The sequence below is a fragment of the Chryseobacterium culicis genome (assembly GCF_002979755.1).
In the GTDB taxonomy this organism is placed as follows: domain Bacteria; phylum Bacteroidota; class Bacteroidia; order Flavobacteriales; family Weeksellaceae; genus Chryseobacterium; species Chryseobacterium culicis_A.
Window position 1 is genome coordinate 311,046 of sequence record NZ_PCPP01000003.1, and the last position, 25,815, is coordinate 336,860.

A 25,815-nucleotide genomic window follows, 5' to 3' on the forward strand; every position below is an offset into this window, starting at 1 on the left:
TCATTAAAAATAATTGTATATTTTTGTGGAATAATTCTAAATAAAAATAATCTCATGAAATTAAAATTACTTTTAGGAGCTCTGATGTTTACAGCCTTAACGGCGAATGCTCAGGTGTCTAACATCAATGAAAATTTCAACAATTTTACAGCTGGGAATACCACTTTCCCACAATTTGGATGGTCTGCCATCGTGGCACCCATAACAGGTGAGTTTCCTCCTGTACCTCCAAGAATGATTGTAGCGGGAGATTCAAACAGATTCGTTCAGTCGTATGCTGGAAACAATGCTACAGGTTCTTCTTATCTGATTACTCCACAGATTGAAACTCCAACAGGAAATAAAACTTTGACTTTTGATACTACATTGGTGTCACCATCTCCCGGACCTGGAAGCATTCAGATAGGAGTAGCATCCAACCCTGCAGATATGTCAACTTTCGTTCCTGTAGGAAGCCCTATTAACGTATCGGTTATTGGTACAGTACAGAATATCAGTGTGAATATTCCGGCATCAACAGGTTCATATATTGTATTTAAATTCACTCCTACAGCGACTCACGTTGCGATTCAGGTAGATAATGTGGTGTACAATACTACTGCTTCTTTAGGAGTGTCAGACCATATTAAATCAACAGAAAACTTCAGATTTGCCTTAAATTCTGATCAGTCAGCATTAGAATTTATTGTAAAAAAAGATCCTAAAAACATCCAAATCTATTCAGCAGCAGGACAAAAAGCAGCGGAAGGAAAACTGAACGGACAAAGATTTGATATCAGCGCTCTTCAGTCAGGAGTATATTTTATGAATATTGAAACTGCAGAAGGAAAAACGATCCAATCAAAATTCATCAAAAAATAAGGTTTATTAGACTATTATTTGCCTTTTTAAAGCCGGCGGGATCACTCCTTCCGGCTTTATTCGTGTCTGCTTTTTCTTAGGTATGAGAATGTTTAAAATAAAAACACGATAAAAATCATGTTTTTATTTAGACTGATTAAAAATAATTATATATTTTTGTGGAATCATTCTAAATAAGGATTTAAAAAATAAATTATGAAAACAAAACTATTATTGGCTTCAGTACTGGCAATGTCTGTTCAGCAGACTGTTTTAGCACAGACTGACGCGTTGGGATACTCACAGGTAAATATGACAATGGGAAGCGGATACCAAAACCGTGTGTTTGTAAACCTTGCAGACGGTAATATGGTTTCTCAGCCAGCCAATACGTGGGATATTGCTTTTTATAGAAACTCAAACTATGCATTCGGATCAAGAGTAAATGATGCTAAAGATATTGAAGTATTCACTGCTTCAACCAATTTAGCTGACTGGGATAATATCAGCATCAGTAATGAAGCTTCATGGGGAGCACCGCTTTACAATCCGGATCAGACCACAGACTGGAGCCAGGGAGCTTTTGAACAGGGGCCTGTGACCTCTCCAAACCCTAATATCCCTTCCACAGGTTGGGGAGTTTACAACCCGGTAAATCACCATATTCAGGGGAAAGCTATTTTTGTGTTAAAATATGCTTCAGGAACTTATATTAAGTTTGCTATTGAGGATGCCTTCGCAGGATACACCTTCAAATACTCAAAATGGAACGGTACATCATGGGGAGCTACAGAAACAAGAACTCTAGCTAACGGAACAGATGATTCTTATTTCAATTATTTCTCCTTTGATACCGGAGCAAAAGTACCAAGTCTGGAGCCGTCCAGAACTGCATGGGATTTCGTATTTACCAAATACTATACATTCTATATGGGAGTACAGATGTACCCGCTTTCCGGAGCCATCCAAAGCCCGAATGTTAAAGTAGCAATGACACAACCAGAAACTCAGCAAACAACAGCTTATGCAATTCCTGCCAATGCAAGTTTCTCATCAGCGATTACCACTGTAGGACACTCATGGAAAGGTATCGGAACGGTAAAAAATGATGTTGTATACTACGTTAAAAAAGGAAATGATTACTACAGAATGTATTTCACAACCAATGGTGGAGCAAGTACAGGAAATATGTATTTCAAATACAAAAAGATCACTGAAACTTTGGGAATTACTGAAGTAGGAAAAAAAGCTTCTTTCGGTATTTATCCTAACCCGGCAACAGCAGATAAAAAAGTAACTGTTCTTTTTGATGTTAAAGAAAAAGCAGGGAACAAAGGGAATGTAGAAGTTTATGATCTTACCGGGAAAAAGGTATATTCTGCGGAACTTACCAATCAGGCAGGATTCTATAAGCAGGATCTGAACCTTTCTACCCTTACATCAGGAAATTATCTTGTAAAAATTACTTACGGTGGCCATTCGGAAACGAAAAAGCTTATCGTGAAATAAAATATTTTATTTTAATACTTTCTATTTTTTCTAATAAAAAAGGCGGTTTCATAGTATTGGAACCGCCTTTTATTCTTTAAGGAAACTAAAAATATTTAAATCTTTAAATTCTTAAATCTTCAAATATTAAAAGATTAATATATCTTAAATCCTTTATAAACCTCTGCTGAGCTTTCCATAATTTTGGAAGCATCTTTACGGAAATCTAAAAGGTGATCCTGACCGTTATGTCTGTTGTGGTGCTCAACGCTTTCCCAAAGCTCGATCAGGAAAAAAGTTCCTTTATTATCTTTATCCTCAATAAGGTCATACTGCAGACAGCCTTCTTCCTTTCTTGTTTCTTTCACAAGGTTCTGAAACAGCTCTACAGCATCCATCAGATAATTTTCATTAAACTTAAAAAGTGCAATGATATGTAAATTCATGTTCTAATATTTAGTGATGTAAAAGTAAAATATTTTCAAAACCGAATATCCTTTTAAGCCCTTTATTTTTCAATACAATGCATAATTTTTAATTAAAAACTGATTTATAAATAGTTATAGAACTCATCACAATCACCAATGTTCCGATAATCACAAACATTTTCTTTACAGGAAGCTTAGCAGTGAGCATCGCTGAGAAAGGAGCAGTAATAATTCCTCCAATTAAAAGCCCGAGAATGATATTCCAGTGCTGGATTCCCAGAGTAAAGAAAAAGGTAACGGCTGCTGTGATGGTAAGGATGAATTTGGCCACTGTAGAACTTCCCACTGCAAATCTTGGGGTAAATGCATTTTTGATCAATGTTCCCGTTACCAAAGGGCCCCAGCCTCCTCCGGCAAAAGAATCTATAAAACCACCTATAACTCCCAGCCTGGTCAGATTGGTTTTTCTTTTCAGAGCCTTACTTTGTTTTTCTTTAAATGCATTCGATAGAATCTGAATCCCAAGATATAAAGTATAAAAAGCAATCAGTGTTTTGGTGATCTTCGCATAATATTCTCCCAGGTAAGTAAGACTGACTGCACCAATAACAGCCCCGATAACTGCAGGCACTGCAAGTTTCTTCACTAAACTCTTACTGACATTTTTCAATCTGATATGGCTGATACTTCCCGCTGCCGTTGTAAAACTTTCTGCCGAGTGAATACTTGCACTTACAATATGTGGCGGAATATTCAAAAGCATAAGTGTGGTGGTACAAATGACTCCATATCCCATTCCCATGGATCCTGCAACGATTTCTGCAAAAACACCTACCAAAAGCATCCAGTAAAAAATATAATGATCTTTAGCCAGAATCGTTTGCAGCTCTTCAAGATATCCCAATTCATACATTGAAAAAACAGCAATGGATATCATAACAACGGTCACAAAAAGGACATTAAGCCTTACCTGAATTTTTCTTGAGATCACCATATTACAAAACCGTTTTAATCCATACTCCTTCATCATCAGCAGCACTGATCATAAAGACATTTAACGATGGTCTGTTTTCTACAGACCTGTTTTCAGATATAACACGTGCAGCAGCCGAATGTACTGCAGGAATAGAAGGTGTAAGCTTTTGTAACTGGTTTGCCTCTTCTTTTGAAATCATAATTTATTCATTTGAAGTAGTGCAAATATCTGATAAAATATTTATCCTACAAAACAAGTAGACTATTAATTCAAAAAAAAGGATCAGGTTAATCTACCAGATCCATTAAAGTTTTTTTCTCCAGAATGTTCAGGGAAGCATCCCGAACCTCTATCAGTACATCGTGAAGCCCGCAGTGATCTTCATTGCAATCAGCACATTTTTCGTAAAAATTCAGACTTACACAGGGAAGCATCGCAATAGGACCATTTACAAGACGAATAATCTTCGCCAGCGTCACATCTTCAGGATTTTCTTTGAAAAAGTAACCTCCACCCTTTCCTTTTTTACTGTCAAGGATGTCTGATTTTTTCAATTCAAGAAGGATATTTTCCAAAAACTTTAAGGGAATCTTTTTATGTTCCGCAATTTCAGAAATAAGAATCGGACCTTCATTTCTTTTTTCTACAAGATATGAAAGCGCCTTAAACGCATATTGAGATTTTTTTGAAAGCATTACAGCAAAAATAAGAAAATTGTTTAATATTTGAAAAAAGGGAGAAAAACGAAATGGCAAAAGAGTAAAAAGATAAATTTTTCTCTCCGTAATTTTACGGTTTTAGGTACCACACTTTTGCCTTTCTCCCATTAAATCATTATGTTTGCCATATGTTCAGTAAACAAGAGGCACAGCAATTAAAAAAGGAATTTTGGACAGCTTTTGGAAGATCATTTCCCAGAAAATGGATTCTTTATGACACCAAAATCAAGGACATGGCATTTAAATTTTCTGCCGACAATAAAAAAGTAGAAGTTTCTCTGGATATCGAAATGAAAGATGAGATCTTTCGGAATGCTTACTACGAGAAGATCTGGTCATTGGAAGATATTTTAAAAGATTTCATCGGAGATTTTCAGAAAGAAGAGCATTTCACGCTTGATAACGGTAAGATAATCAGTAGAATATGGATTGAAAAACATAATGTTTCCATTTTTAACAAAAATACATGGCAGGAAATTTTTGAATTTTTTGTAGACAAAATGGACGGTTTTGAACGCTTTTACTACGAATATGAGGATTTTATAAAGGACATATAGAATACTTACGAAATAAATACTATTTTACACTTCAGGTTAAGATAAAAAAGAAAACTTATCTTTGCCACACCACTTAAACTAATAGATGAAACAAACTAACATGATTAAAAATGAGAAAAGTGTACAAAAACATTTTTGGAGAGATTATTTCCAAAAGTAATGCTGTGAAGCTGAGCGAATATCATCTGTATTATTATAAAGAAGGTTCCGATTTCCTGAAAGAAATTGAATTTATCAATGAAGATAATATTTACAACATCAATTATTTTTTAAGTGAAGAAGACGACGAGGCGCAGGTAGTGGATTATCTTAAAGAAAAATCTGACTTTTTTGATATTGAAAAAAAGGAAGCTGCAGATGGCTTTATTATTTCCACCAATAAATTATATTCCTTATCTGTAGACGATCTGCCCTTAATTTCTAAAACTGTTTTCAAAACGGATGACCCGGAAAACTTTATCTGTTCACAGGTTATCGACAATGAAACTCATCAGCCGCAACTTGAAAGGACCATTAAATGCTGGTATACCCATGATGAAAAAGGGGAAAAATATGCCGCCATTGAATGCAGCTATCAGGAAGACGGAAAACTTGAGCTGGCTGTAGATAAAACCCCTGATCCTGATCATGAAGAAAACTGGATACATTATGATTATGACACTTTCCAGGATCTTCAGGCACAGATAACCACTGACATCAGTTATTACAGGACAGCGGCTCTACTTCCAAAAGAAGCGTATCAGCAATAATTTATATTCTTCTTTTACCTCAAAATTATGAAATGAAATAGACTTCATTTTTTTTAACCTAAAAGTACAAATACCAATCTGGTCGATATTTCTAATATCCTTGGATATCCAGATTGATAATACTGAAATTTCTTTACATAATTTCAGTCATCAGTCCAATAAGTGATTACATCTTATAGCTATAAAATAAAAAAGAGAAACCTTACGATTTCTCTTTTTTATTTTTTATCCAAATTTCTTTTTCCTTAACCAGAAGAACAATCCTCCGATAAGGCCGATAATGACCAATGGAAGCAGTAAATTCAGCCACTGCCAATTGGTTTTCTCTTCAGTAATTCTTTGTCTGTCAAGAAGTCTTTCTTCGATATTTCGGTTTCTGAGTTCCATCAGGTTGCTGTCATCGAGCAAATAATCCAAAGCATTTCTCAGGAACTGTTCGTTTCCAAACTGTTCATTCGTTAACAAATCAACTCCCAATGGAAGCGGTTTTCCTTTGATCACTTTGTTCCTGCCAACATCTCCGTCTGCAATAACGATCATTTTATTTTCCGGACTTGATGTTTTGAAGCCAGGATAAGATTTTCTTTCAATTCTTGAGGCATAGGCAGAATTAAACTTCCCTTCCAATGCTACAGCGAAGATCTTCGGTGTACTTGGTTTTTCCATTTGTCCAAGACTGTCTACGCTTGCAACCTCTTTTAAATCTACGTAGTTCGGAACCTGTTTCAGCAAGGTTCTTTCACTGGATTCGAAAAGAACTTTTGTTTTGATATTCTTTCTTCCTCCTAAAGTATCAATGGAAGTTGGAAATTCAAACTTTACAGGGTTAATATTTTTGGTGATCGGATTATTATTTTCTGCAATTCCCAGAGGAAAATACGGCCAGGGTAAGCTTGTGTACTGAGGATTTCCACTTACTTCTCCTGTCACCAGTCTTAACAGGGCAAACTTCTTAACATCTTTTACCAAAGCAGGATTGATTCTCAACCCATAATTGAAAAAGAAGTCTGTCATGTTGATATCTACAGGGAAAGGCATTACTTTTTTGGATCTTGTTAAAGTATCCATTTCAGCATTTACGGCATCAATCATCCAAAGGGTTTTCCCTCCGTTCATGATATACTGGTCAAGAATTACTTTTTCATTATCTGTAAATGCTTTTCTTGGTTTTGCGATCACCAAAGCACTCATCTGCTTCAATAACGGAATATCTTCTATGGAAAGCTCAGTCTGATTTTTAGGAATAATAGGTCCTGCATCGTAATTTTCCATGGCCAGTTGTACAAATCCCTGAAATTCGTCCGGACTTAATTCATCCTGATTAACCAGAATCCCGATTTTCTTTCTCTTAGCCGCTGCAATATTTTTGATATTGGAAACAAGGTTGTATTCCAGACCTTCAATAGATCTTGTCAACTGCTGATCAGCATCAATTCCTGCCTGCTGTACTACCAATGGTATAGAAACACCATCATTTCCATGCTTGATCACGGCATAAGGGAAAAGCGTGATCTGTGAGATTTTCCCATCTTTTACATCCGGAAGAATAGACGGCTGCATACCCATTGCCATCAGGGTATCCTGAGACATTTTTGTTTTAATAGGGTCTATAAATTTAAAATCAATCTTTGGATTAATTTTTCTGAACTCTTCCAGCATAAATTTCGTTTCGCTCTGAAGCTGTTTGAAACTTGCCGGAAAATCACCTTCAAGATACACTTCTACAGTCAGAGGTTTTTTAACAGACTCCAGGACTTTGATGGTGTTATCGGAAAGGGTATATCTTTTTTCTTTTGTTAAGTCTAATCTTATCCCTGAATAAGTCAGGATAATTACCAATGGAACAATGGCAATTAAGAAAATTCCCAGTGGAGATTTAGCATTGAACTTCTTCATAACTCTACTTCTTTTTGTTAATAAAATGATTAGACAATACTAATGAAGCACCGATGACAAGTACAAAATAAGCTACATCTTTAAAATCAATAAGGCCTCTTGTAAAGCCTAAGAAATGCTGATAAAAGCCAATATTCTGAAGGATAAAATCTGCGCCTCCCAATAGTTTATAACTTGCCAGCTGTTCGATTCCAAAATACATAATGAAGCACATGAAAACACCCAGCAGATAAGCCATAATCTGATTCTGTGATAATGAAGATGCTAGAATTCCCACGGCTGAAAATGCGGCGATTAAAATAATCAAACCAATGTAACTTCCGAAGGTCATTCCAAGATCAATATTTCCTGCTGGCACTCCCAACACGTATACCGTATAAAGGTAAATCAATGAAGGAATAAGGCATAAAATTCCAACGATCCATACAGAAAGGAATTTTCCGGTTACCAGTTCTGAAACTCTTAACGGCTGCGAGAAAAGCCAGTTTAATGTTCCGGTTTGCTGTTCTTCTGCAAAAGTTTTCATGGAAAGGGCTGGAATGATAAACATCAACAGCCATGGAACCAATACAAAATAGCTCTGCAGCGAGGCCATTCCGATCTCAAAAATATTAGAATCGTTGTCGAAAAAGAACAGGAAAAGGGTTGCTATCAAACTGAAAGCGGCGATAATCACCCATGCACTCCAGTTTCCAAAGTAACTCCAAAGTTCTTTCTTTAAAATTGCAATCATAGTTTTTTTGTAAGATGTAAAAAGGATGAATGTATGAAGGCATACGTCCTACTCCACAATTATTTGTTTTTTTTATTTTTATTAACCAGTTTCACGGTCATCATGATCAGAAATACAAGAACGAAAAATCCTGCAATTAATTGCCACCAGTATTCAATCACCATCGATTTTAAAATGACGGTAAATACAACCAGAAACAGAATGAATGTTGCAATTTCATTCGCCTGTCTCAGTTTGATATTGGCAATGGGCAGTGTATCCCCATGTAATTCTTTTAAATGAAGAACTTTTTTCCAGCACCAGTAATGATAAATGGCAAGCCCGATAAGGAAAGTCAGTTTCAAATGAAACCACGGCATTTTCATCAGCCCGGTATTTAAAAAGATCATGACCAATCCGCATACCGCCATGATTACTCCTGCCGGAACGGTGATAATATTCCACAATCTTCTGGCCATAAAAGTGTACTGTTCTCTCAGAATTTTCTTTTTTTCTTCAGTAAATTCATCGGTGTCTTTATAGTAAACGAAAATTCTCACGAGATAAAAAATTCCCGCAAAGTAGCTTACCATGAAGATAATATGTAAAGCTTTGATGATGGTATACAGCATCCTAAAAATTTGTTTGCAAAGATAGTTTATTTCGGAAAAAAAGAGAATTTAATCTAAAATCTTTAGCTTAAAATAATAAAGATTCAATATTTTTTAGAATTTGAAAATGAATTTCATATCAACATTAAAATTGAAACGCAGATTGGAACCTTGTCGATTTGAATGATAATCAAAAGGAAGACCATCTACAGGAGCATAATCTTCTTCCTTTCCTGTCATATTAGTATAAGAAATATTTTTTTGTCTGATACCCAAGCCTATTTTAGGCATAAAGCCAAACCATGAAGATTCTTTATGAAGCAAAATGCTGTAGTTAATATTTACTCCAAATTTGGTTCTTTTATAATCTGCCGAGCTAAAAGAATAATACACATCATTTTCGTCGTAATATTTTCCTGAAATATTTTTCCCTATTTGATTTAAATAGAAAGCTTCTGCTGATACAAAATGTTTTAATCTTGATTGAGGCGCCAAACTGTAAAAAACTTCAGGTCTTATCTCAAAAACCCTGTTTTTCCCTTCAAAATTGCTCATATTTACGGGCATTATTTTGTCGGTTCCATAGGCCAATTCGCTTCCAATCCACCATCTTTCATTTATTTTCCGCATATAACCTACATTATAGCGCTGGTCACGAAAAGGAGCAAAAGCACTTACAGTAAGTATTGATTTGTAATCATCCGATTGAGCATAAATTGTATTGAAAAAGCTAAAAAAAACAAAAAGAAGTAAATATTTTTTCACAAAATGGTTATTAGAATTAGTGTTCCAAATATATTATATTATCATCTATTCAGCAATAACATTTTTTTAATTACAATTATCTAATTACTAAAAGAAATAGCATTTATTATTGTAAAAGTGGTGTATTTTTAATGTATTTCAATTTTTCCTTATGGTCAATACATCCAATCCTCTGAATAAAAAAACAGGATTTCTCTAAATAAGAAATCCTGTTTTTTATTCTACAAAAGTAGATTTTTTATCTTAAGAGATCACTCCTAATTCTTTTCCAACTTTTTCAAAAGCAGCAATTGCTTTATCCAAATGTTCTCTTGTGTGAGCCGCAGATAACTGTACTCTGATTCTCGCTTTTCCTTTTGGTACTACCGGATAGAAGAATCCGATTACGTAAATCCCTTCATCCATAAGCTTTTCAGCCATTTTCTGAGAAAGAGGTGCATCATAAAGCATAACCGGAACAATTGCAGCATCTCCTTCAGGAATATCAAAACCTTTAGCTTTCATTTCCGTTCTGAAATATTCTGCATTTTCCATTACTTTATCACGAAGAGAAGTATCATCAGAGATCATATCCAATACTTTCAAAGCAGCTCCTACAATTCCCGGGGCTAAAGAGTTAGAGAACAGATAAGGTCTTGAACGCTGTCTCAACATATCAATGATCTCTTTCTTACCGGAAGTAAAACCTCCTAAAGCACCTCCTAAAGCTTTTCCTAAAGTAGAAGTGATGATATCTACTCTACCCATTACTTCATTAGCTTCGTGAGTTCCACGGCCTGTTTTCCCAATGAAACCTGTAGCGTGAGAATCATCTACCATTACCAAAGCATCATATTTGTCTGCAAGGTCACAAACACCTTTTAAATCTGCAACAATACCGTCCATTGAGAATACTCCGTCTGTTACAATAATTTTGAAACGGTGATTCTTTTCAGAAGCTGCAATCAGTTGCGCTTCCAGATCCGCCATATTATTGTTTTTATATCTGTATCTCGCAGCTTTACAAAGACGAACACCATCAATGATTGATGCATGGTTCAGTTCATCTGAAATAATAGCATCTTCTTCTGTAAATAATGGTTCGAAAACTCCTCCGTTTGCATCAAATGCAGCAGCATAAAGGATGGTATCTTCAAGACCTAAGAAATCAGCAATTTTTTTCTCCAAATCTTTGTGAATATCCTGTGTTCCACAGATGAAACGTACAGAAGACATTCCATATCCGTGAGACTGAATCATCTCCTGAGAAGCTTTCATAACTTCCGGATTGTTTGATAATCCCAGATAATTGTTCGCACAGAAGTTCAAAAGTTTTTTTCCGTTCGCTTCTATTTCTGCACTCTGCTGAGACGTGATGATTCTTTCTCTTTTGTAAAGTCCGTCATTCTCAATATTCTGAAGTTCATTCTGTAAATGTTGAAGGTATTTTTCAGAGATCATTTTTAGTAATTTTTTAGATGTGCTAATTTACTAAAAAGGCAGTAAAATAAAACCTTTTATAAGCTTAATTCTAAAAAATCAATTCAGGAATCAGTTTTAACACTATTAGTCTATAAATTTAGTAGGATAATATTTATATTTGTTTAAATTTTTAATGCATGAGATTAAAGCCGGTACAAAAAATAAAGACAATCAGTTCAGAAACCTTTATCAACAGTCATATGAAGCCGAGAGTTCCTATTATTCTTGAAAACTTTATCCATCCGGAAAGTCCGGCTTTCAAAAAGTGGAACTATGAATACTTCAAGGAAATTGCAGGAGATCACAGGGTGAATATATATGGCAGTGAGCTTGATTCCCTGGACAGAGTAGCCAGTGATCCTATAGCTCAGTCTACTTTTTCAGAATATCTTGACCTGATACAGTCTACCCCAACTGAACACAGACTTTTCTTATTTAATCTATTAAAAATAAAACCTGAACTTAAGAACGATCTTATTTACAATGATGTGACCCATGGTAAACTACTAAAATGGCTGCCTTTTATGTTTTTTGGAGGTGAAGGTTCTGTCACCAGAAACCATATTGATATCGACATGTCGCACGTTTTCATTACACAGTTTCAGGGAATCAAAAGGATTTGGCTCTTCCCGTGGGAACAGTCTGATTGTATGTATAAACTGCCCTATAATTTCCACAGCCTGGCTCAGATTAAAAACCCTGACTACCGAAAATATCCGGCTCTTCTTTATTTAAATGGCTACGAAGCCATCATTCATCCCGGAGAAACCCTTTATATTCCTTCCGGATGGTGGCATTATATTCAATATGATACAGAAGGATATTCTATATCGGTAAGAGCACTTCCATCAAGCCCTCTCGAAAAATGGAGGGGTTTTAAAAACCTGGTCATCACCAGGCATTTTGATAATCTCATGCGTAAAATATTCAAAGAAAAATGGTTCTCTTACAAGGTCAGGCTGGCCAGAAAAAGAGGAGCCAGAGCAGCCAGAAAACAAAGAAGCTTTCAAATTTGAAAGCTTCTTTGTTTTGTTATATTGATTTCGAAAAAATAAGGATTTATCCTTTAATCTCTTCCGTGTTACTGCTTGATAAATTTAATACTCTTTTCGTCAATAGTAATAACATAAGCTCCGGGAATCAATTCTGAAATTCCAATTGCTTTGCCTGGCTGATACGTTCCTTTTCCTACCAGTTTTCCATCTATAGCATGAATCGTAAAATCCACAGCCCTATTAATTCCTTTCAGATTAATTTCATTTTTTGCAGGGTTTGGATATAAGCCAAAACCTTCCTTCTCAACGGAAGAAACACTTAAAGTATTATCCTGGGTAACCGTAGAGTTTTTCTCAATAATCTGATATTCATAATTAAACTGAACACTTGCAATAGGGAAAGTTACCGACTGCAAAAAGCTTTGGTTATTGGATGTATTATTAAGAACAAAGTAAGCCGTCTGCCCCGAAGTTCCTGTCACTTTAATAGGTAAAGGCATTTCAAAAAAACTAACTGTAGAGCTACTTTGCGTCTGAGAAACTTTAAATAAAGCCTGATTACCGCCCTGCATCCATTTGATAGTATAAGTAGGATATCCTTCTCCATATATCCAGTCATTAAAAAATTCTGTAAAATCTGTTCCGGTAGACTGAAGCAAAGAAGCATTAAAGTCAGCAGTACGAGCATAACTGTAAGCCAGATTGGGTCTTGCATGATAGTCTTTAAGTGCCTGATAAAATGCAGCATCTCCTAAAATCCACTTCAGCATTCTCAGCACATATCCTCCTTTGGAATAGGATAATCTGCTGTCAAATATTCTGTTGATACTCGAAAGTCCGTTATCCGGCACATAAACACTTCCTGTTGTACTCGCGGTAATGTAGTTGGATTGCCCCTGTAGATAATTCAGAAATTCAGTATTGGTCATGAGCAGTTTTTCATTGGCAAGATGTTCACCATACGTAGCAAAACCTTCATTCAGCCAGATATCATTCCAGGCACCGCAAGTTACTTTATCCCCAAACCACTGATGGGCAAGTTCATGAGCAATAAGCTGTTTACTCCAGCCTCCCATAGAAGACATTGTCTGATGTTCCATACCGCCTCCGTACATAAATTCCATATGTCCATATTTTTCATTACGGAAAGGATAAGTTCCAAAATAGGTTTCAAAAGTACCCATGATCTGCTTCGTCCATTGAATATTATTCAGACTGGTCTGGTTGGAATTCGTGGACGGATAGATATAGTTGACAAAAGGAAACGGAGGATTTCCGATGGTATCTGTAAGCTTCACAAAATTAGTAATGGACAATGCAATCAGATAAGCTGGTGTAGGATACATGGTTCTCCAGAAAGTAAGCTTTGTAGATCCTGAAGGAAATGTTTCAGACATCAGTTTTCCATTGGCTGCCACACTGTAATTGGATGGCGTTGTAATTTTAAAATCAAATCTTTCGATCTTATCATTTAAGCTTTGTTTGGTAGGAAACCAATCCTGTGCACCGTAAGGCTCATTCAACGTAGAAAGAACCGGAGTTCCGCTCTGAAGAGCAGTTTTGAAAGCATCATTCGCTGTAGAAGGTGCTCCTGCATAATAGATCGTAAGAGAATCCAGTGTATTGGCCGGAATAGAAGCCGGAAAATCAATTTTAAGTTCTTTGGAAGGAAGCTGCTGGAAACTTGTGATATTGGTTCCATGATATTTCACCTGAGAAACCGTTAAGGAGTTGGAAAGATCGAAATAAATACTTCCCATACTTTGTGTTGGTTTAAAATGAGAAGTCACTGATCCGGAGATATTATATACTGCAGGATCCAGGCTAACATCCATTCTTTGATATTGTAAATCGTAATTGAGCGTATTGGGATTGGTATTCCCGATATTCATTTTTTGAGTAAAGGATTTTTTCTCTTTTTCGATCAATCCTTTCATATCCGTATTTTGCCGTTGCTTCTGGCCATAGAATTGTTGAGATAATAAAAATCCCAACACCAAAAGGTACAATTTTGTCATGTTTAGAAAAATTTAATCAAATATAAAAAAAACCTTTTAATCAATGATTAAAAGGCTGTTATAATATATAAAATAAAAAATTTTTAAAGATCCAATGCAGGTTCAAGAATTTTCTCCATCCTTTTCTTTACCATATCTACAGATCCTGAATAGTTATTTACCATTAAAGAAAACACCAATGTTTTCCCGGAATTTGTTTTCAGATATCCTGCTAATGTTTTTACTTTATTTAAAGTTCCTGTTTTAGCAAAAACCTGCCCGTTCCCTCCTACATTAAACATTCTTTTTAATGTTCCGGATTGTCCTCCGATTGGCAGAGAAGTCAGATAAGATCTGTAATATTTCTGATCCATTAAAGAAGTAAGAAACTTCACCTGAGAAATCGGGGTTACATTATTACTTCTTGAAAGCCCGCTCCCATCGATATAGTTAAGACCAATCATATCAAACCCTGCATCTTTCAAGTGATTGGTTACTACAATTTTCCCTGATTCTGAAGTCTGGTCACCCATTCTCTGATATCCTACCGTTCTCAGCAAAGCTTCTGCTAATGAGTTATCACTATGCTGATTGGTATAATAAATAATATCATTCAAAGTAGGTGATTTATACGCTGAAAGCATTTTTCTTCCTTCCGGAGCTGCATCTGTCATTTTCGGAGTTACTTTTCCGGTAACAGAAATTCCGCTTTTCACCAATGTTGTTCTGAAAGAGTTGGCAAGGTAAGCCGGAGCATCAGGAAGTTTGGTTGTTAAAGCCCCGTTTCCTTCATATTTATCAGCATATACCATCTGATGATTATAAGGAGAAACATAGAAAAACTTCTTTTCTGTAGAGAAACCTCCTTTTTTAACAATCAGTTTTTCGTTGGCCGGATTGATATCGCGGGTACTTCCTACCGGCAAATAGTAATTATTGTTTTCCAACCATACAACATTTTCCGGAAGCACTGAAATATTGCCTTTGAAAAGCGCTGTCTGAATGATAATATCACCATTTACCTTTTTGATTCCCTCTCTTGAAACACCACCTACGAAATCTGAAATGATATCTCTATAAGAGGCCGCTCCTGCTTTGTTTGTTCCCAAAGATGGGTCACCACTTCCTATTACATAAAGATTTCCATTCAAAACTCCATTTTCATCTATAGTTCCTGAGTACTCCAACTGAGTCATCCAACGGTAGTTTTCACCCAGCATATTTAATGCCGTTTCCGTTGTAAGTAGTTTGGTAGTAGAAGCAGGTACTAAAGGAGTATTTTCATTGTACGAAGAGATTACCTTCTTCGTTTTCGGATCGTACACTACGAATCCCCAGGTTGCATTTTTCAGCACAGGATCCGCCATCATTGTGTTTACATTAATGTCTACCAGTTCTTTTGCTGACAAAACAGTCTTCTCCACCATCGTACTAACGGGTGATGGCAGGTTTAAACTGCTTTTTTGATTGTCATAATTCTGAGAATAAAGAACGGTAGAAACGGTAGATTGAGCCAGGAAAAGACCAGAAGCCAACACCGCCGCACTTGAAATATATTTTCTGAAATTTACCATCTATCTTCTTTTTGTTCTATAGTTTTGACTCTATAAAAAATGACAGGTTAAATCATCCAATAAAAGAGCCAAACACTTAATCAACGTCCAAAAGTAGAAATTATTGTTATATAACGAGCCACTGTTGCGTTATAAAAGAGTGTAAAGTTTGTTAAAAATTGTTAAAAATCAACAAAAACATCTTTTTTAATGCTTTGATAAGCAGTGATTTCATCAAATTCTTTCAAACTTATCAAAACCATATTTTTGAATTTCTCATAGTTTTTCCCACGGGGAAGCTTAAGCATAATCTGGAACTGATACAGATTATTTAGCTTTGCAATCTGAGCTCTTTCCGGACCTAACACACAATCTTCCGGAAGGTATTTTCTGAGGATAGAACCCAGAAACTGAGACGCACGATCTACTTTATCTTCCCTTCTGTGCTTCATTTCAATCATAATCAGCTTGGTAAATGGCGGATAATGAAATTTCTGACGTTCTGTAAGGATATATTTATAGATCTTCGCAGGATTGTTCATCTTGATCAGCTGAAATACAGAATGATCAGGATTAAAGGTCTGAATAAGGATTCTCCCTTTTCCGGAAACTCTTCCTGCTCTTCCTGAAACCTGTGTGATCAATTGGTAAGCTCTTTCTTCTGCTCTGAAATCCTGTACATATAATAAAGAATCCGCTTTAGGAATAGTAACCAGCTCAATATGATCAAAATCAAGCCCTTTGGAAATCATCTGTGTTCCTACAATGATATCTGTTTCTCCTTCCTCAATTTTCTCATAGAGCTTTTCGTAGGCAAATTTTTTACGCATAGAATCCACATCCATTCTGTCTACTTCATTTTCAGGAAACAGTTGGGTAACTTCCTCATGGATTTGTTCTACTCCAACTCCTCTTTCATTCAGCTTTTCAGAATTACATTTCGGGCAGGTTCTCGGTTTTGAAGCTCTTTGTCCGCAATAATGGCACTTCATTTCATTAGCCGCTTTGTGATAAGTCATTACCACATCACAATTGGAGCAATAATTTACGTAACCACAGCTCTCACATTCTATAACATTTGAATAGCCACGACGATTGTGCAGAACGATCGCCTGATTCTTTTCATCTACAGTTTTCTTGATCTCCTCAATAAGCTTCAGGGAGAAATTTCCTGAAACCTTTTTTGATTCCAGAGCTTCTTTAAAGTTGATCAGTTCATATTCCGGCAGATTGACATTCCCGAATCTTTCATTCAGGAAAACATATTTCATCTTATCTTTTCGGGCCCTGTAATAGCTTTCAACAGAAGGTGTTGCAGAGCCTAAAATCACTCCCGTATTGTAAAATCCGCCTAAAACCAATGATGCATCCTTAGCATTAAAATAAGGAGAAACTTCTCTTGGTCTGTACGCAGAATCATGCTCTTCATCCACAACAATAAGCCCAAGGTTCTGATAAGGTAAAAACAGAGCATTACGGGTTCCTATCAGAATACGGATATCATTTTGCCTAATTCTTCGCCACACTTCTACCCTTTCAAAATCGGTCAGTTTCTGATGATAAAAACCAAGCTGTCGGCCATATTTTTTTTCTAATCTCTGCGTAATCTGTTTGGTGAGAGAAATTTCAGGAAGCAAGAACAGAACATTTTTTCCGTCACGCATGCATTCATCAATTTTCTCTAAATAAATATGAGTTTTCCCTGAGGAAGTCACTCCGTGAAGCAAAACATTCTTCCCTTCTTCAAACGCTTCATCAATCTCAGATTTTGCTGTTTTCTGCTGTTCTGAAAGTTCTTCGAGTTCTTCAATTTCTCCTTCATAGCTTTCAATCCTGTCTTTCTGCATGTAATATTCCTCCACAAGACCTTTATCTGCCAAAGGTTTGAAGTGAGAGCTTCCGAAGTAACCATCTTCAAACAGCTCCGATTTTTTAATAGGAACATCCGGATTTTCTGTCTGCTTTTCCAAAATAAGAAGGAAAAGATCTTTCTGTTTTTGAGCTCTGTTCAGTTTTAAAAGAATGTCTGTAAGATTCTGATTGGCCAAAACCTCATCATTGATTCTTACATAAGCAACTTCCTTCGCTTTATACTTTTCAGCAACTTTCTCATCAATCTCAATGTACTGAAGATCAATCAATGAATTGATTGTTTTAATAATATCCTTTTTAGGAATAAAAGCTTCAATATCCGTGAGATTAATCAGCTGCCGTACTTCCAGCGCCTGAATCAGGTACATTTCGTTGACATCCAGATTTTCAAAATCAACAACAGCACATGGTTTTAATTTTAAATACGTTTCACTTTCCAGTTTTAAAGAAGAAGGAAATGAGAACCTGTAAATTTCTCCAAGACTGCATAAATAATACTCCGAAAGCCAGTTCCAGAATTTAATCTGTTCTTCAGGCAAAATCGGTTTATCATCCAGCATACTGATCACCTCCTTAGCTACAAAATTTTCCGGGGCATTATTATGAAGCTCAAATACAATTCCCGTATAGATTTTCTTTCCGCCAAAAGGTACCAGAACACGCATTCCAGGTTGGATTTCAGACATCATTTCTTCAGGAACTTTATAGGTAAAAGATCCTTTCAGGTTCAGGGGTAAAACAATTTGAGCGTATTGCAAGGGAAATATTTAAAGTGTAAAATTAGATTTTTCTTTAGAGAACTGCAACTTTGTGGAGATTGTTTCAAGCTTCTTTAACAGACCTTGAAATCCAATTTAGAAAAAACATTCAATAGAAACGGACTTTAGTCCGTTTGATAAAAGTAAAATTTCAATAGGCTTTAGCCAAAACCTGGATTAAACGCAATGTCCGCAAAAGATTAGATGAATCATTTTAATTCGTTCGCAAGGGCGTTTTACTCAGCAAATGCATTCCTATGAAATGACAATTAATGCACATAAAAAGTTAAGTATAAATCTCGGATATATTAATAAAAACCTTGATTTACCATTAAAAAAAGAGTTGAGTCATCTCATACCAAAATGCAGAGGTAAAAAATCCGACAATAATACTGACTCCGATGATCAGATTGGTGAGTTTTGTATTCAGCCTAAACTGTTCTGCAATGATGCTCGAAGTAACAAGTGTAGGCATTGCCGCTTCAAAAACAGTAATTTTTGCCACATCTCCTTTTATTCCCAATAACAGAGCCATTCCCAACACAATTGCAGGGGCGAGAATCAATTTATAAAGCATCGACATTGACATCTGAGGAATCAGTTTTTTCCATCCATTGAATTTCAGCTGTAATCCCACTGAAAACAAAGCTAATGGGCTTACCGTAGCGGCTAATTTATCAAAAAACGGTTCTGCAACAGTAAAATCTATGAACTGCGACAATACCAGGGCGGAAATACAACCTATTAACGGAGGAAATGTCACCAGTCTTTTTAAAATAAATAAGGCACTTACTTTTCCTGATTTGCTTCCTCCTTTTACGGCAGCAATAATTCCGAGTGTGGAAAGGGCAAAAAACATGGTCTGATCACAGATAATCGCAATACTCAGCAGACCTTCCCCATAAAAAGCACTGATTAACGGAAAGCCTATGAATGAAGTATTACTGTATCCGCTGGCTAATTCCAAAGTACTCCTGGACCGCCTGGAATAACCTCTGCTTTTGCTGTACAACATCATAAAGAAGAAACAGAACACAGAAATTAAAAATGTGGCTGCAATGGGAAACAGCATCTCTGTTGTCCATTTTACTTTAGGCAGATATTTAAACGAAACTGCCGGAAGAGCAAGATAAAGAATCCAGGTGTTGATACCTTTATGGGCATCGGGGTGGATAGATTTTGTTGCTTTGAATATCATTCCTGCAATGATACACACTGCAATCAGAACAAAATTTACCATAACTATAAAGAAATATAGTGCAAATTTACGGCTGATTTTTGAGTTGGAAGGGTAAAATTTATATTTTTTTGGTAGAATTTCTAATGAAGTTTTTCAGTATTAAACCTTATAGGTTTTGAAAACCTATAAGGTTTGGAGATCTACCTGCCGGAAATTTATAACCCTTGTCAAGGTTTTAACCCTTGACAAGGGTTGGCGGCTGACTTCTTAAGAGTTTTTTTTCAAAAATCAATTTTACTCTGTCATCACATCCCAAAGACTCATTACTCCAATTTTTTCCAAAGGTTTTGAAAGGGTAATTCTTTTTGGGGTTCCCGGCAAGAGATCAAAGAAATTATCACTGAAATGAGTATCTCCAATCAAATAAATATCTTTGGCTAAAATATCTGTTGAGATTTCAATTTGAGTGGATGATATTTTTCTGATTTTGATATTTGGTTTTGAAAGCTTTATATCTTTAGGTTTATTGAAAAAGAACAGCTTTTCAAATGTTGTATCCTTTTCAGAACTGATCTTTAAAACCGTTTCAGAGAGATTAAACTGAGCTAATTCTGATTTACTGATCCTTTTAATTTTCTTACTTACATCAGCATTAATATCATCTGACTGACTGGATTTCCAAAGTGTTTTTCCTTTAAAATCAATCAATTCAAATTTTGTATCAAGCTTTAGTGTATTCATCAAATCACTGATCAGATAAACATCATAGCTTTTATCGGTCTCAGCTATGGATACCAACACAGGTTCAAAACTTCTTTTTGCCTGATAATGGAAGGCTTTCCAGTTTCCGAGATAATCGATGGAAGACCACGAAACCACTGGCCAGCAGTCGTTGAGCTGCCAATACAACGTTCCCATATTGTAAGGTTTTGCGCGGCGGTGAGCTTCAATGGCAATCTGCATTCCTCTTGCCTGCAAAAGCTGTGAAACATAATTATATTGTACAAAATCTGTGGGAATCTTATAATCACGCTTCAGATATTCATTCATAATATCCCAGCCTCTTGCATGTTTTTCATGAGCTTTAACTGTTGGATTTTGAAGGTTCAACTCGGGAGTTCCTGAAAACATAGATTTTGTGGTTTCAAGGATGGGTGTGCCCTGAAAACCATATTCCGACATGAAACGTCCTACTTTCTCGTTGTAAATCTCAAAGGGCTGTTCACCCCACCAAACACCCCAATAATGGGAATCTCCTTCTGTAAGGCTTTCTTTATGTCCCCAACCAATGGATGGAGAGCTTGGCCAATATATATTTTTATCTGATTTCAGGTTTTCTGACAGTGCATTGGGAATGACATCATGGAACAACTTTTTATAGTCTTTCCAAACCTGCAATGAGTCGTCTTTTGAATATTTAAACTGTTTCTGATATCCCCAGTTGACTATAGCCTCATCAATTTCATTATTTCCGCACCACAAAGCAATTGACGGATGGTTCTGAAGTCTGTTGACCTGATCTTTTACTTCCTCTTTTACATTATTTAAAAAAGCTTCATCTGCCGGATAAAAACTTCCTGCAAACATAAAATCCTGCCACACTAAAATTCCGTTTTCATCACAGGCATTGTAAAACTCATCATCTTCATAGATCCCTCCGCCCCAGATACGGATCATATTCATATTGGCATCTTTAGTATCTTTGATCAGCTTCTGATATTTTTCTTTGGTCATCCTTGGTGAAAAACTGTCTCCGGGAATCCAGTTGGTTCCTTTGATATACAATGGCTGCCCATTCACTTTAAAGTAGAATGACTTTCCTTTTTCATCTTTTTCCTGTACCAATTCTACCGTTCTTAGTCCTATCCTGATATTTTTACCATCAATATTTTTCTGATCCTTAGAAAGTTTTACTTCGAAATCATAGAGGTTAGCTTCCCCACGGCCGTTAGGCTGCCAAAGCTTCATCCCTTTCGTTTCATAAGGAACCGAAATTGTATTGATTCCTTTTTTTAAAGATATTTTTTGGTGGATTTTATTAAGATCCAATGTGTAATCACCCGCATTTTCAGCATAAATTTCTACATCAAAACGTAAATCATTAATAGCTTTAGAAGTTTTGTTCTGAATGTCTTTAACCGTAATAATTTTGGCGTTATTCCAGAATTCCAATTGAACATCTTTCCATATTCCTGCAGTAACAAGCCTTGGTCCCCAATCCCAGCCAAACTGATATTGTGCTTTTCTCACAAAACTTCTTGGTGATTCCGGCATGGTAAATGGAACTTTCTTCGCTAATTCCTTTCCGGTATTTACTGCAGATTTAAATGTAATCCGTACTGTATTCTTACCTGTTTTCAGATATTGTTTCACAGGAATCTCCCATTTCCTGAACATGTTATCCGTTTTCTTGAGCAGTTTTCCATTCAAATAAATTTCTGAAAAGGTATCTAACCCGTTAAAAACAAGATCAATATTATCGTTTTTTAATTCCTGAGAGGAAACAATAAATGCCGTCTGATAATCCCAATCTTCATTTTCCACCCATTGTACTTTCTTTTCATTTTCATCTTTAAAAGGATCCGGAATAATCTTGTTACTGATTAAATCCAGATGCACTGTCCCCGGAACTTTTGCGGGAAGCCAGTTTTGATCTTTTGAATTTCTGAACTGCCAGTCTTCAGAAGACAAATTTCTTTGAGAAAACTGTGCAGAAAGGATGTTCTGTGTGAAAAGGAAAGCAAAAAGGATCGTTCTATTCATCAATAAATTTGTTTTGTATCGTTACAACACCAGTGATTTTGTCATTCCGAGGGACGAAGGAATCTCTACTCTAAGTATTTAGATTCCCGCTGCGCTTGGAATGACAAATTAAAAGTGCATATCATTATCTTATTTACTCTTTAAAGCCACTACTTCATCCGGATTGGCAAAAGCACCTCCATCGGTAATGGCTGAAGAATGGAAGTAACCAGCTTTTGTAGATGCTCTAATTCCTTCAATATTGGACGAACGAAGTCCGCCTCCAACAAGTATTTCTATTCTTCCATCGGAGAGCTCAACCAGTTTCTTAAGATTTTCTTTTCCTTCGGATACATTAGGTTTCTGACCTGAAGTAAGAATGGTAGAAAAACCACATTCAATTACTTTTTCTAAAGAGTCTTCAAGACTTGCAGCACGGTCAAAAGCACGGTGAAAAGTACATGGAAGCGGGGATGCCAATGCTACCAAAGCTTCATTCTGCTCCATATTAACCTCATCATTTTCATTCAGAATACCAAATACAAAACCATCTGCATGTAAAGATTTTAAATGAACCAAATCATTTTTCATCTGTTCAAATTCTGAATCCGAATAGGTAAAATCTCCTCCTCTGGGGCGGATCATCACAAAAATCGGAACAGTAATTTTTTCACGAAGCTGTTTCATGGTCTCGAAATCCGGAGTTGTTCCGCCTTCACTGAGACCATCACATAACTCTATTCTGTCTGCCCCGTTTTCAAAAGCGATAACTGCTGACTCAGGATTAAAACACGCTATTTCTATTTTTGACATTATATTGTATCTATTTAATTTTACTTTGGCTCATCCTGCAAAACATCTGCAATCAGAAAAGAACCGTTTTCTTTAACTACTTTTATTACTGATGGATATTTCGCTTTAAAACCATCATCCTTCAATACTACATGGAAAATATATTCATCTTTTGAAGAAGATTTTAACTCACAACTTTCAACTTCAATAGTGTTCCAATCCTGTGCTGAGATTAAAAAACCAACACCAATTCCTGCTTTATTGGTATCAAACTTAGACTTCCATTTATTCTGAAATTCTTTTTCGGTAAGGCTTCCGTCTACATCCATCTCTACATTTGTCGCATCCGTTTTATAATCGAAATAGTCTTTGGTTGTGATCTTCTGCCTATTCTTTTCTTCACTTCCGATATCAGCTTTGAAATAATCTACAATACTCTTCTTCAGCCATGCCCGCGCTTCTTCAGATTCATTGGATTCATAATTCAAAACTACTTTTTCCTTTATCGGTTTCGGTTCGTCAGTTGTTTTCATCTCCTTCTTCTCTTCCTTACATGCGATCATGAGAAATAAGGAAGCGATAATTGTTCTTTTCATATCTTATGTTTTAACTAAAGCCAATAGGTATCGTTGATTTGTTTAAATGGGCTAAATTCCTATTAATTTGCTATTTTTTGTTGGAATAACGCAAAGGCACAAAGATTTTTCCTGTAGCATTCTTTTAGGTCGCAAGGATTTTATCTCCGATAAAATTTATTTATAACTCTGGTTATTTATTGCTTTTATTATACAATTATTTTAAAGCAAATTCCGGTGTTTCAAGGCGGTTCCCTTTCTGGTCATATACCGCAAAATTGAATCCGTTCTGAATACAGTAAGATCCATATTCTCCTTTTTTATTGATAGCGATAAAACCCACCTGAATATCTTTTAGATTTTTGTTTCTTCGCTGATTGATTTTTACAATCCTTTCTACTGCTTCTTTACAAGCTTCCTGCGGATTTCTGCCCTGTCTCATCAACTCCACCACAAGATGCGTTCCCACCGTTCTTATCACTTCTTCCCCATGGCCGGTTGCTGTAGCTGCTCCTACTTCATTATCTACAAATAAACCCGCTCCGATAATTGGAGAATCTCCTACTCTGCCATGCATTTTGAAAGCCATTCCACTCGTTGTACAGGCTCCGGAAAGGTTTCCTTGCGCATCTAAAGCAATCATTCCTATAGTATCGTGGTTTTCAATATTGGCGATAGGCTTATACTGACTGGTTTTTAACCATTCTTTCCATTCTTTTTCAGATTCAGGAGTCAGAAGATTTTCTTTTTTAAATCCCTGTGAAAGGGCAAACTGCAGTGCTCCATCGCCTACGAGCATAACGTGTGGTGTTTTTTCCATTACCGCTCTGGCAACAGAAATTGGATTCTTAACATGTTCCAGACATGCTACAGAACCAATATTATAATTTTCATCCATGATACAGGCATCCAGCGTTACTCTTCCATCTCTGTCCGGACGGCCTCCATAGCCTACACTTCTTTCCTTAGGATCTAATTCTACGAGACGAACACCTTTTTCTACGGCATCCAAAGCTTTTCCTCCTTTTCCAAGGATTGTCCATGCTTCTTCATTAGCTTTTAATCCAAAATTCCAGGTAGAAAGGACAATAGGTTTGTTTACAGCTGTAGCAGTAGGTTCAGGTAATTCCGCAGCCATTAAATCCAGTGGGTTTACGGCAAGTGCTGCTGTGGCAATTCCCAGTTTTTTAATAAAACTTCTTCGGTTATTGTTCATGGTAACTCAAATTGTATAATACCCACAAATCTAAAAAAAACTTCTATGAAATCCTCATGACCTTCAAGGATTCTCCGTGAATTATTTTTATTTATCTTTACTGCTGTAATGGACTCATTTAAAACTTTCAGAAATATCTCTTTCTTTCAGGAACTCACTGATGAGGAAATTACTATTTTGGCTAATATCAGTACCCCAAAACTGCTTCAGAAAAAAGAAAAACTGGCAGAACCTGGCAGACCTTTCACTCATTTATTTATTCTTTCTCATGGATTATTGAGGTTTTTCTTTGATGACGAAAACGGGGTGGAAAGTAATCTTTTCTTACCTTCTGAAAAGGAATCAGCTATTATGGAGAGCCCGGAATCCTACTCTGAGGAGAATGAAAGGAAATATACGATAGAAGCTGTAATCGAAAGCCAGATTTTCATGTTTAACAAAAATGAATTTGAGGAGATTGCATTTCAGCACAGAGGTATTTATAATGTCTATCTCAAATCGTTAAAGTTAATCATCAGCATAGCCAAGACACGTATAGAACAGTTTTGTTCTACCTCTCCACATTCCCGATATGAAGAGTTCCTGGAGACAAGGCCTTTTACTTCTCAGAATGCCAACAGAAAGTATATTGCTAATTTTCTGGGCATTACCCCCAACTCTCTTTCAAGGATGACGGCACGTATTCATAAAAAAAGGAACGAAAGAAAAAAATAACTTAGGAATACTTTTTCTCACTTTATTCACTCTATTTTTGCTTACTCAAAACACTATTATACAACCAATTAAAAAGCAAAATGAGAAAAATATCACCTAAAAAAACGACTTATTATTGAATTACCTTTAATATTTCTTAAAATTCAGCGTAATCGGCAGGTTAAATACTGACCGCTCAGATTACTACCTTGTTTACATTTCATTATTACCTCATACAAT

23 protein-coding genes are annotated in these 25,815 nt (G+C 36.1%); 6 read left to right on the top strand and 17 right to left on the bottom strand.

Going from position 1 to position 25,815, the window contains the following annotated elements:
- Positions 1-54 precede the first annotated feature (54 nt).
- Both CQ022_RS17975 and CQ022_RS17980 read left to right on the top strand, forming a co-directional pair.
- On the top strand, positions 55-861 hold the full coding sequence (locus CQ022_RS17975; RefSeq protein WP_105683675.1) for a T9SS-dependent choice-of-anchor J family protein: 807 nt from the start codon (positions 55-57) through the stop codon (positions 859-861).
- 195 nt (positions 862-1,056) lie between these two features.
- Positions 1,057-2,349: a T9SS type A sorting domain-containing protein gene (locus tag CQ022_RS17980; RefSeq protein ID WP_105683676.1), complete on the top strand. Its 1,293-nt coding sequence runs from the start codon at positions 1,057-1,059 to the stop codon at positions 2,347-2,349.
- A 134-nt stretch (positions 2,350-2,483) separates the two neighbouring features.
- On the opposite strand, the gene CQ022_RS17985 is transcribed toward CQ022_RS17980, so the two are convergent.
- From CQ022_RS17985 to CQ022_RS18000, 4 genes are all read right to left on the bottom strand, one after another.
- On the bottom strand, positions 2,484-2,774 hold the full coding sequence (locus CQ022_RS17985) for a putative quinol monooxygenase (protein ID WP_047376912.1): 291 nt from the start codon (positions 2,772-2,774) through the stop codon (positions 2,484-2,486).
- An 88-nt stretch (positions 2,775-2,862) separates the two neighbouring features.
- Positions 2,863-3,750 (bottom strand): sulfite exporter TauE/SafE family protein, encoded by an 888-nt coding sequence (locus CQ022_RS17990; RefSeq protein WP_105683677.1) that lies wholly within the window; start codon positions 3,748-3,750, stop codon positions 2,863-2,865.
- 1 nt (position 3,751) lies between these two features.
- Positions 3,752-3,931 (bottom strand): hypothetical protein, encoded by a 180-nt coding sequence (locus CQ022_RS17995; protein ID WP_105683678.1) that lies wholly within the window; start codon positions 3,929-3,931, stop codon positions 3,752-3,754.
- Positions 3,932-4,019: 88 nt separating this feature from the next.
- Entirely contained in the window at positions 4,020-4,427 is a 408-nt protein-coding gene (locus tag CQ022_RS18000; protein ID WP_105683679.1) for an RrF2 family transcriptional regulator, read from the bottom strand.
- A gap of 152 nt (positions 4,428-4,579) precedes the next feature.
- Here CQ022_RS18000 and CQ022_RS18005 point away from each other — a divergent pair, with 152 nt between their 5' ends.
- Together CQ022_RS18005 and CQ022_RS18010 are read left to right on the top strand one after the other, a co-directional pair.
- Positions 4,580-5,008, top strand: coding sequence for a DUF4268 domain-containing protein (locus tag CQ022_RS18005; RefSeq protein WP_105683680.1), 429 nt, complete (start codon positions 4,580-4,582; stop codon positions 5,006-5,008).
- A 110-nt stretch (positions 5,009-5,118) separates the two neighbouring features.
- A complete protein-coding gene (locus CQ022_RS18010; RefSeq protein ID WP_105683681.1) occupies positions 5,119-5,757 on the top strand; it encodes a hypothetical protein in 639 nt (212 codons plus the stop codon).
- Positions 5,758-5,982: 225 nt separating this feature from the next.
- Here the strand turns inward: CQ022_RS18010 and gldG are convergent, their stop codons facing one another.
- From gldG to kbl, 5 genes are all read right to left on the bottom strand, one after another.
- Positions 5,983-7,653 carry a gliding motility-associated ABC transporter substrate-binding protein GldG gene (gldG, locus tag CQ022_RS18015; protein ID WP_105683682.1) on the bottom strand — a complete coding sequence of 557 codons (1,671 nt, stop codon included), beginning with the start codon at positions 7,651-7,653 and terminating at the stop codon, positions 5,983-5,985.
- A gap of 4 nt (positions 7,654-7,657) precedes the next feature.
- A complete protein-coding gene (locus CQ022_RS18020; RefSeq protein ID WP_105683683.1) occupies positions 7,658-8,386 on the bottom strand; it encodes an ABC transporter permease in 729 nt (242 codons plus the stop codon).
- 59 nt (positions 8,387-8,445) lie between these two features.
- Positions 8,446-8,997 (bottom strand): CopD family protein, encoded by a 552-nt coding sequence (locus tag CQ022_RS18025; protein WP_105683684.1) that lies wholly within the window; start codon positions 8,995-8,997, stop codon positions 8,446-8,448.
- 93 nt (positions 8,998-9,090) lie between these two features.
- Positions 9,091-9,741 (bottom strand): hypothetical protein, encoded by a 651-nt coding sequence (locus tag CQ022_RS18030; RefSeq protein WP_105683685.1) that lies wholly within the window; start codon positions 9,739-9,741, stop codon positions 9,091-9,093.
- Between the two features lie 243 nt (positions 9,742-9,984).
- Positions 9,985-11,181 carry a glycine C-acetyltransferase gene (kbl, locus tag CQ022_RS18035; protein WP_105683686.1) on the bottom strand — a complete coding sequence of 399 codons (1,197 nt, stop codon included), beginning with the start codon at positions 11,179-11,181 and terminating at the stop codon, positions 9,985-9,987.
- A gap of 158 nt (positions 11,182-11,339) precedes the next feature.
- Between kbl and CQ022_RS18040 the strand changes: the two genes are divergently transcribed.
- Complete coding sequence (locus tag CQ022_RS18040; RefSeq protein WP_105683687.1) at positions 11,340-12,218, top strand: cupin-like domain-containing protein; 879 nt, start codon at positions 11,340-11,342, stop codon at positions 12,216-12,218.
- A 65-nt stretch (positions 12,219-12,283) separates the two neighbouring features.
- Here CQ022_RS18040 and CQ022_RS18045 read toward each other — a convergent pair whose 3' ends face one another.
- The 8 genes from CQ022_RS18045 to CQ022_RS18080 all read right to left on the bottom strand — a co-directional run bounded on the left by CQ022_RS18045 (position 12,284) and on the right by CQ022_RS18080 (position 24,882).
- Positions 12,284-14,215, bottom strand: a complete 1,932-nt coding sequence (locus tag CQ022_RS18045) for a M1 family metallopeptidase (protein WP_105683688.1) — start codon at positions 14,213-14,215, stop codon at positions 12,284-12,286.
- Between the two features lie 83 nt (positions 14,216-14,298).
- Entirely contained in the window at positions 14,299-15,768 is a 1,470-nt protein-coding gene (dacB, locus tag CQ022_RS18050) for a D-alanyl-D-alanine carboxypeptidase/D-alanyl-D-alanine-endopeptidase (protein WP_105683689.1), read from the bottom strand.
- Between the two features lie 161 nt (positions 15,769-15,929).
- Positions 15,930-18,377, bottom strand: a complete 2,448-nt coding sequence (priA, locus tag CQ022_RS18055) for a primosomal protein N' (RefSeq protein ID WP_105683690.1) — start codon at positions 18,375-18,377, stop codon at positions 15,930-15,932.
- A 331-nt stretch (positions 18,378-18,708) separates the two neighbouring features.
- Positions 18,709-19,617: an AEC family transporter gene (locus CQ022_RS18060; RefSeq protein ID WP_105683691.1), complete on the bottom strand. Its 909-nt coding sequence runs from the start codon at positions 19,615-19,617 to the stop codon at positions 18,709-18,711.
- 234 nt (positions 19,618-19,851) lie between these two features.
- On the bottom strand, positions 19,852-22,320 hold the full coding sequence (locus CQ022_RS18065; protein WP_105683692.1) for a beta-mannosidase: 2,469 nt from the start codon (positions 22,318-22,320) through the stop codon (positions 19,852-19,854).
- Between the two features lie 129 nt (positions 22,321-22,449).
- Entirely contained in the window at positions 22,450-23,112 is a 663-nt protein-coding gene (locus tag CQ022_RS18070; protein ID WP_105683693.1) for a copper homeostasis protein CutC, read from the bottom strand.
- 20 nt (positions 23,113-23,132) lie between these two features.
- Positions 23,133-23,687, bottom strand: coding sequence for a hypothetical protein (locus CQ022_RS18075; protein WP_185126826.1), 555 nt, complete (start codon positions 23,685-23,687; stop codon positions 23,133-23,135).
- Positions 23,688-23,883: 196 nt separating this feature from the next.
- Entirely contained in the window at positions 23,884-24,882 is a 999-nt protein-coding gene (locus tag CQ022_RS18080) for an isoaspartyl peptidase/L-asparaginase family protein (protein WP_105683694.1), read from the bottom strand.
- A gap of 108 nt (positions 24,883-24,990) precedes the next feature.
- Between CQ022_RS18080 and CQ022_RS18085 the strand changes: the two genes are divergently transcribed.
- Positions 24,991-25,596: a Crp/Fnr family transcriptional regulator gene (locus CQ022_RS18085; protein WP_228421773.1), complete on the top strand. Its 606-nt coding sequence runs from the start codon at positions 24,991-24,993 to the stop codon at positions 25,594-25,596.
- Positions 25,597-25,815: the final 219 nt, after the last annotated feature.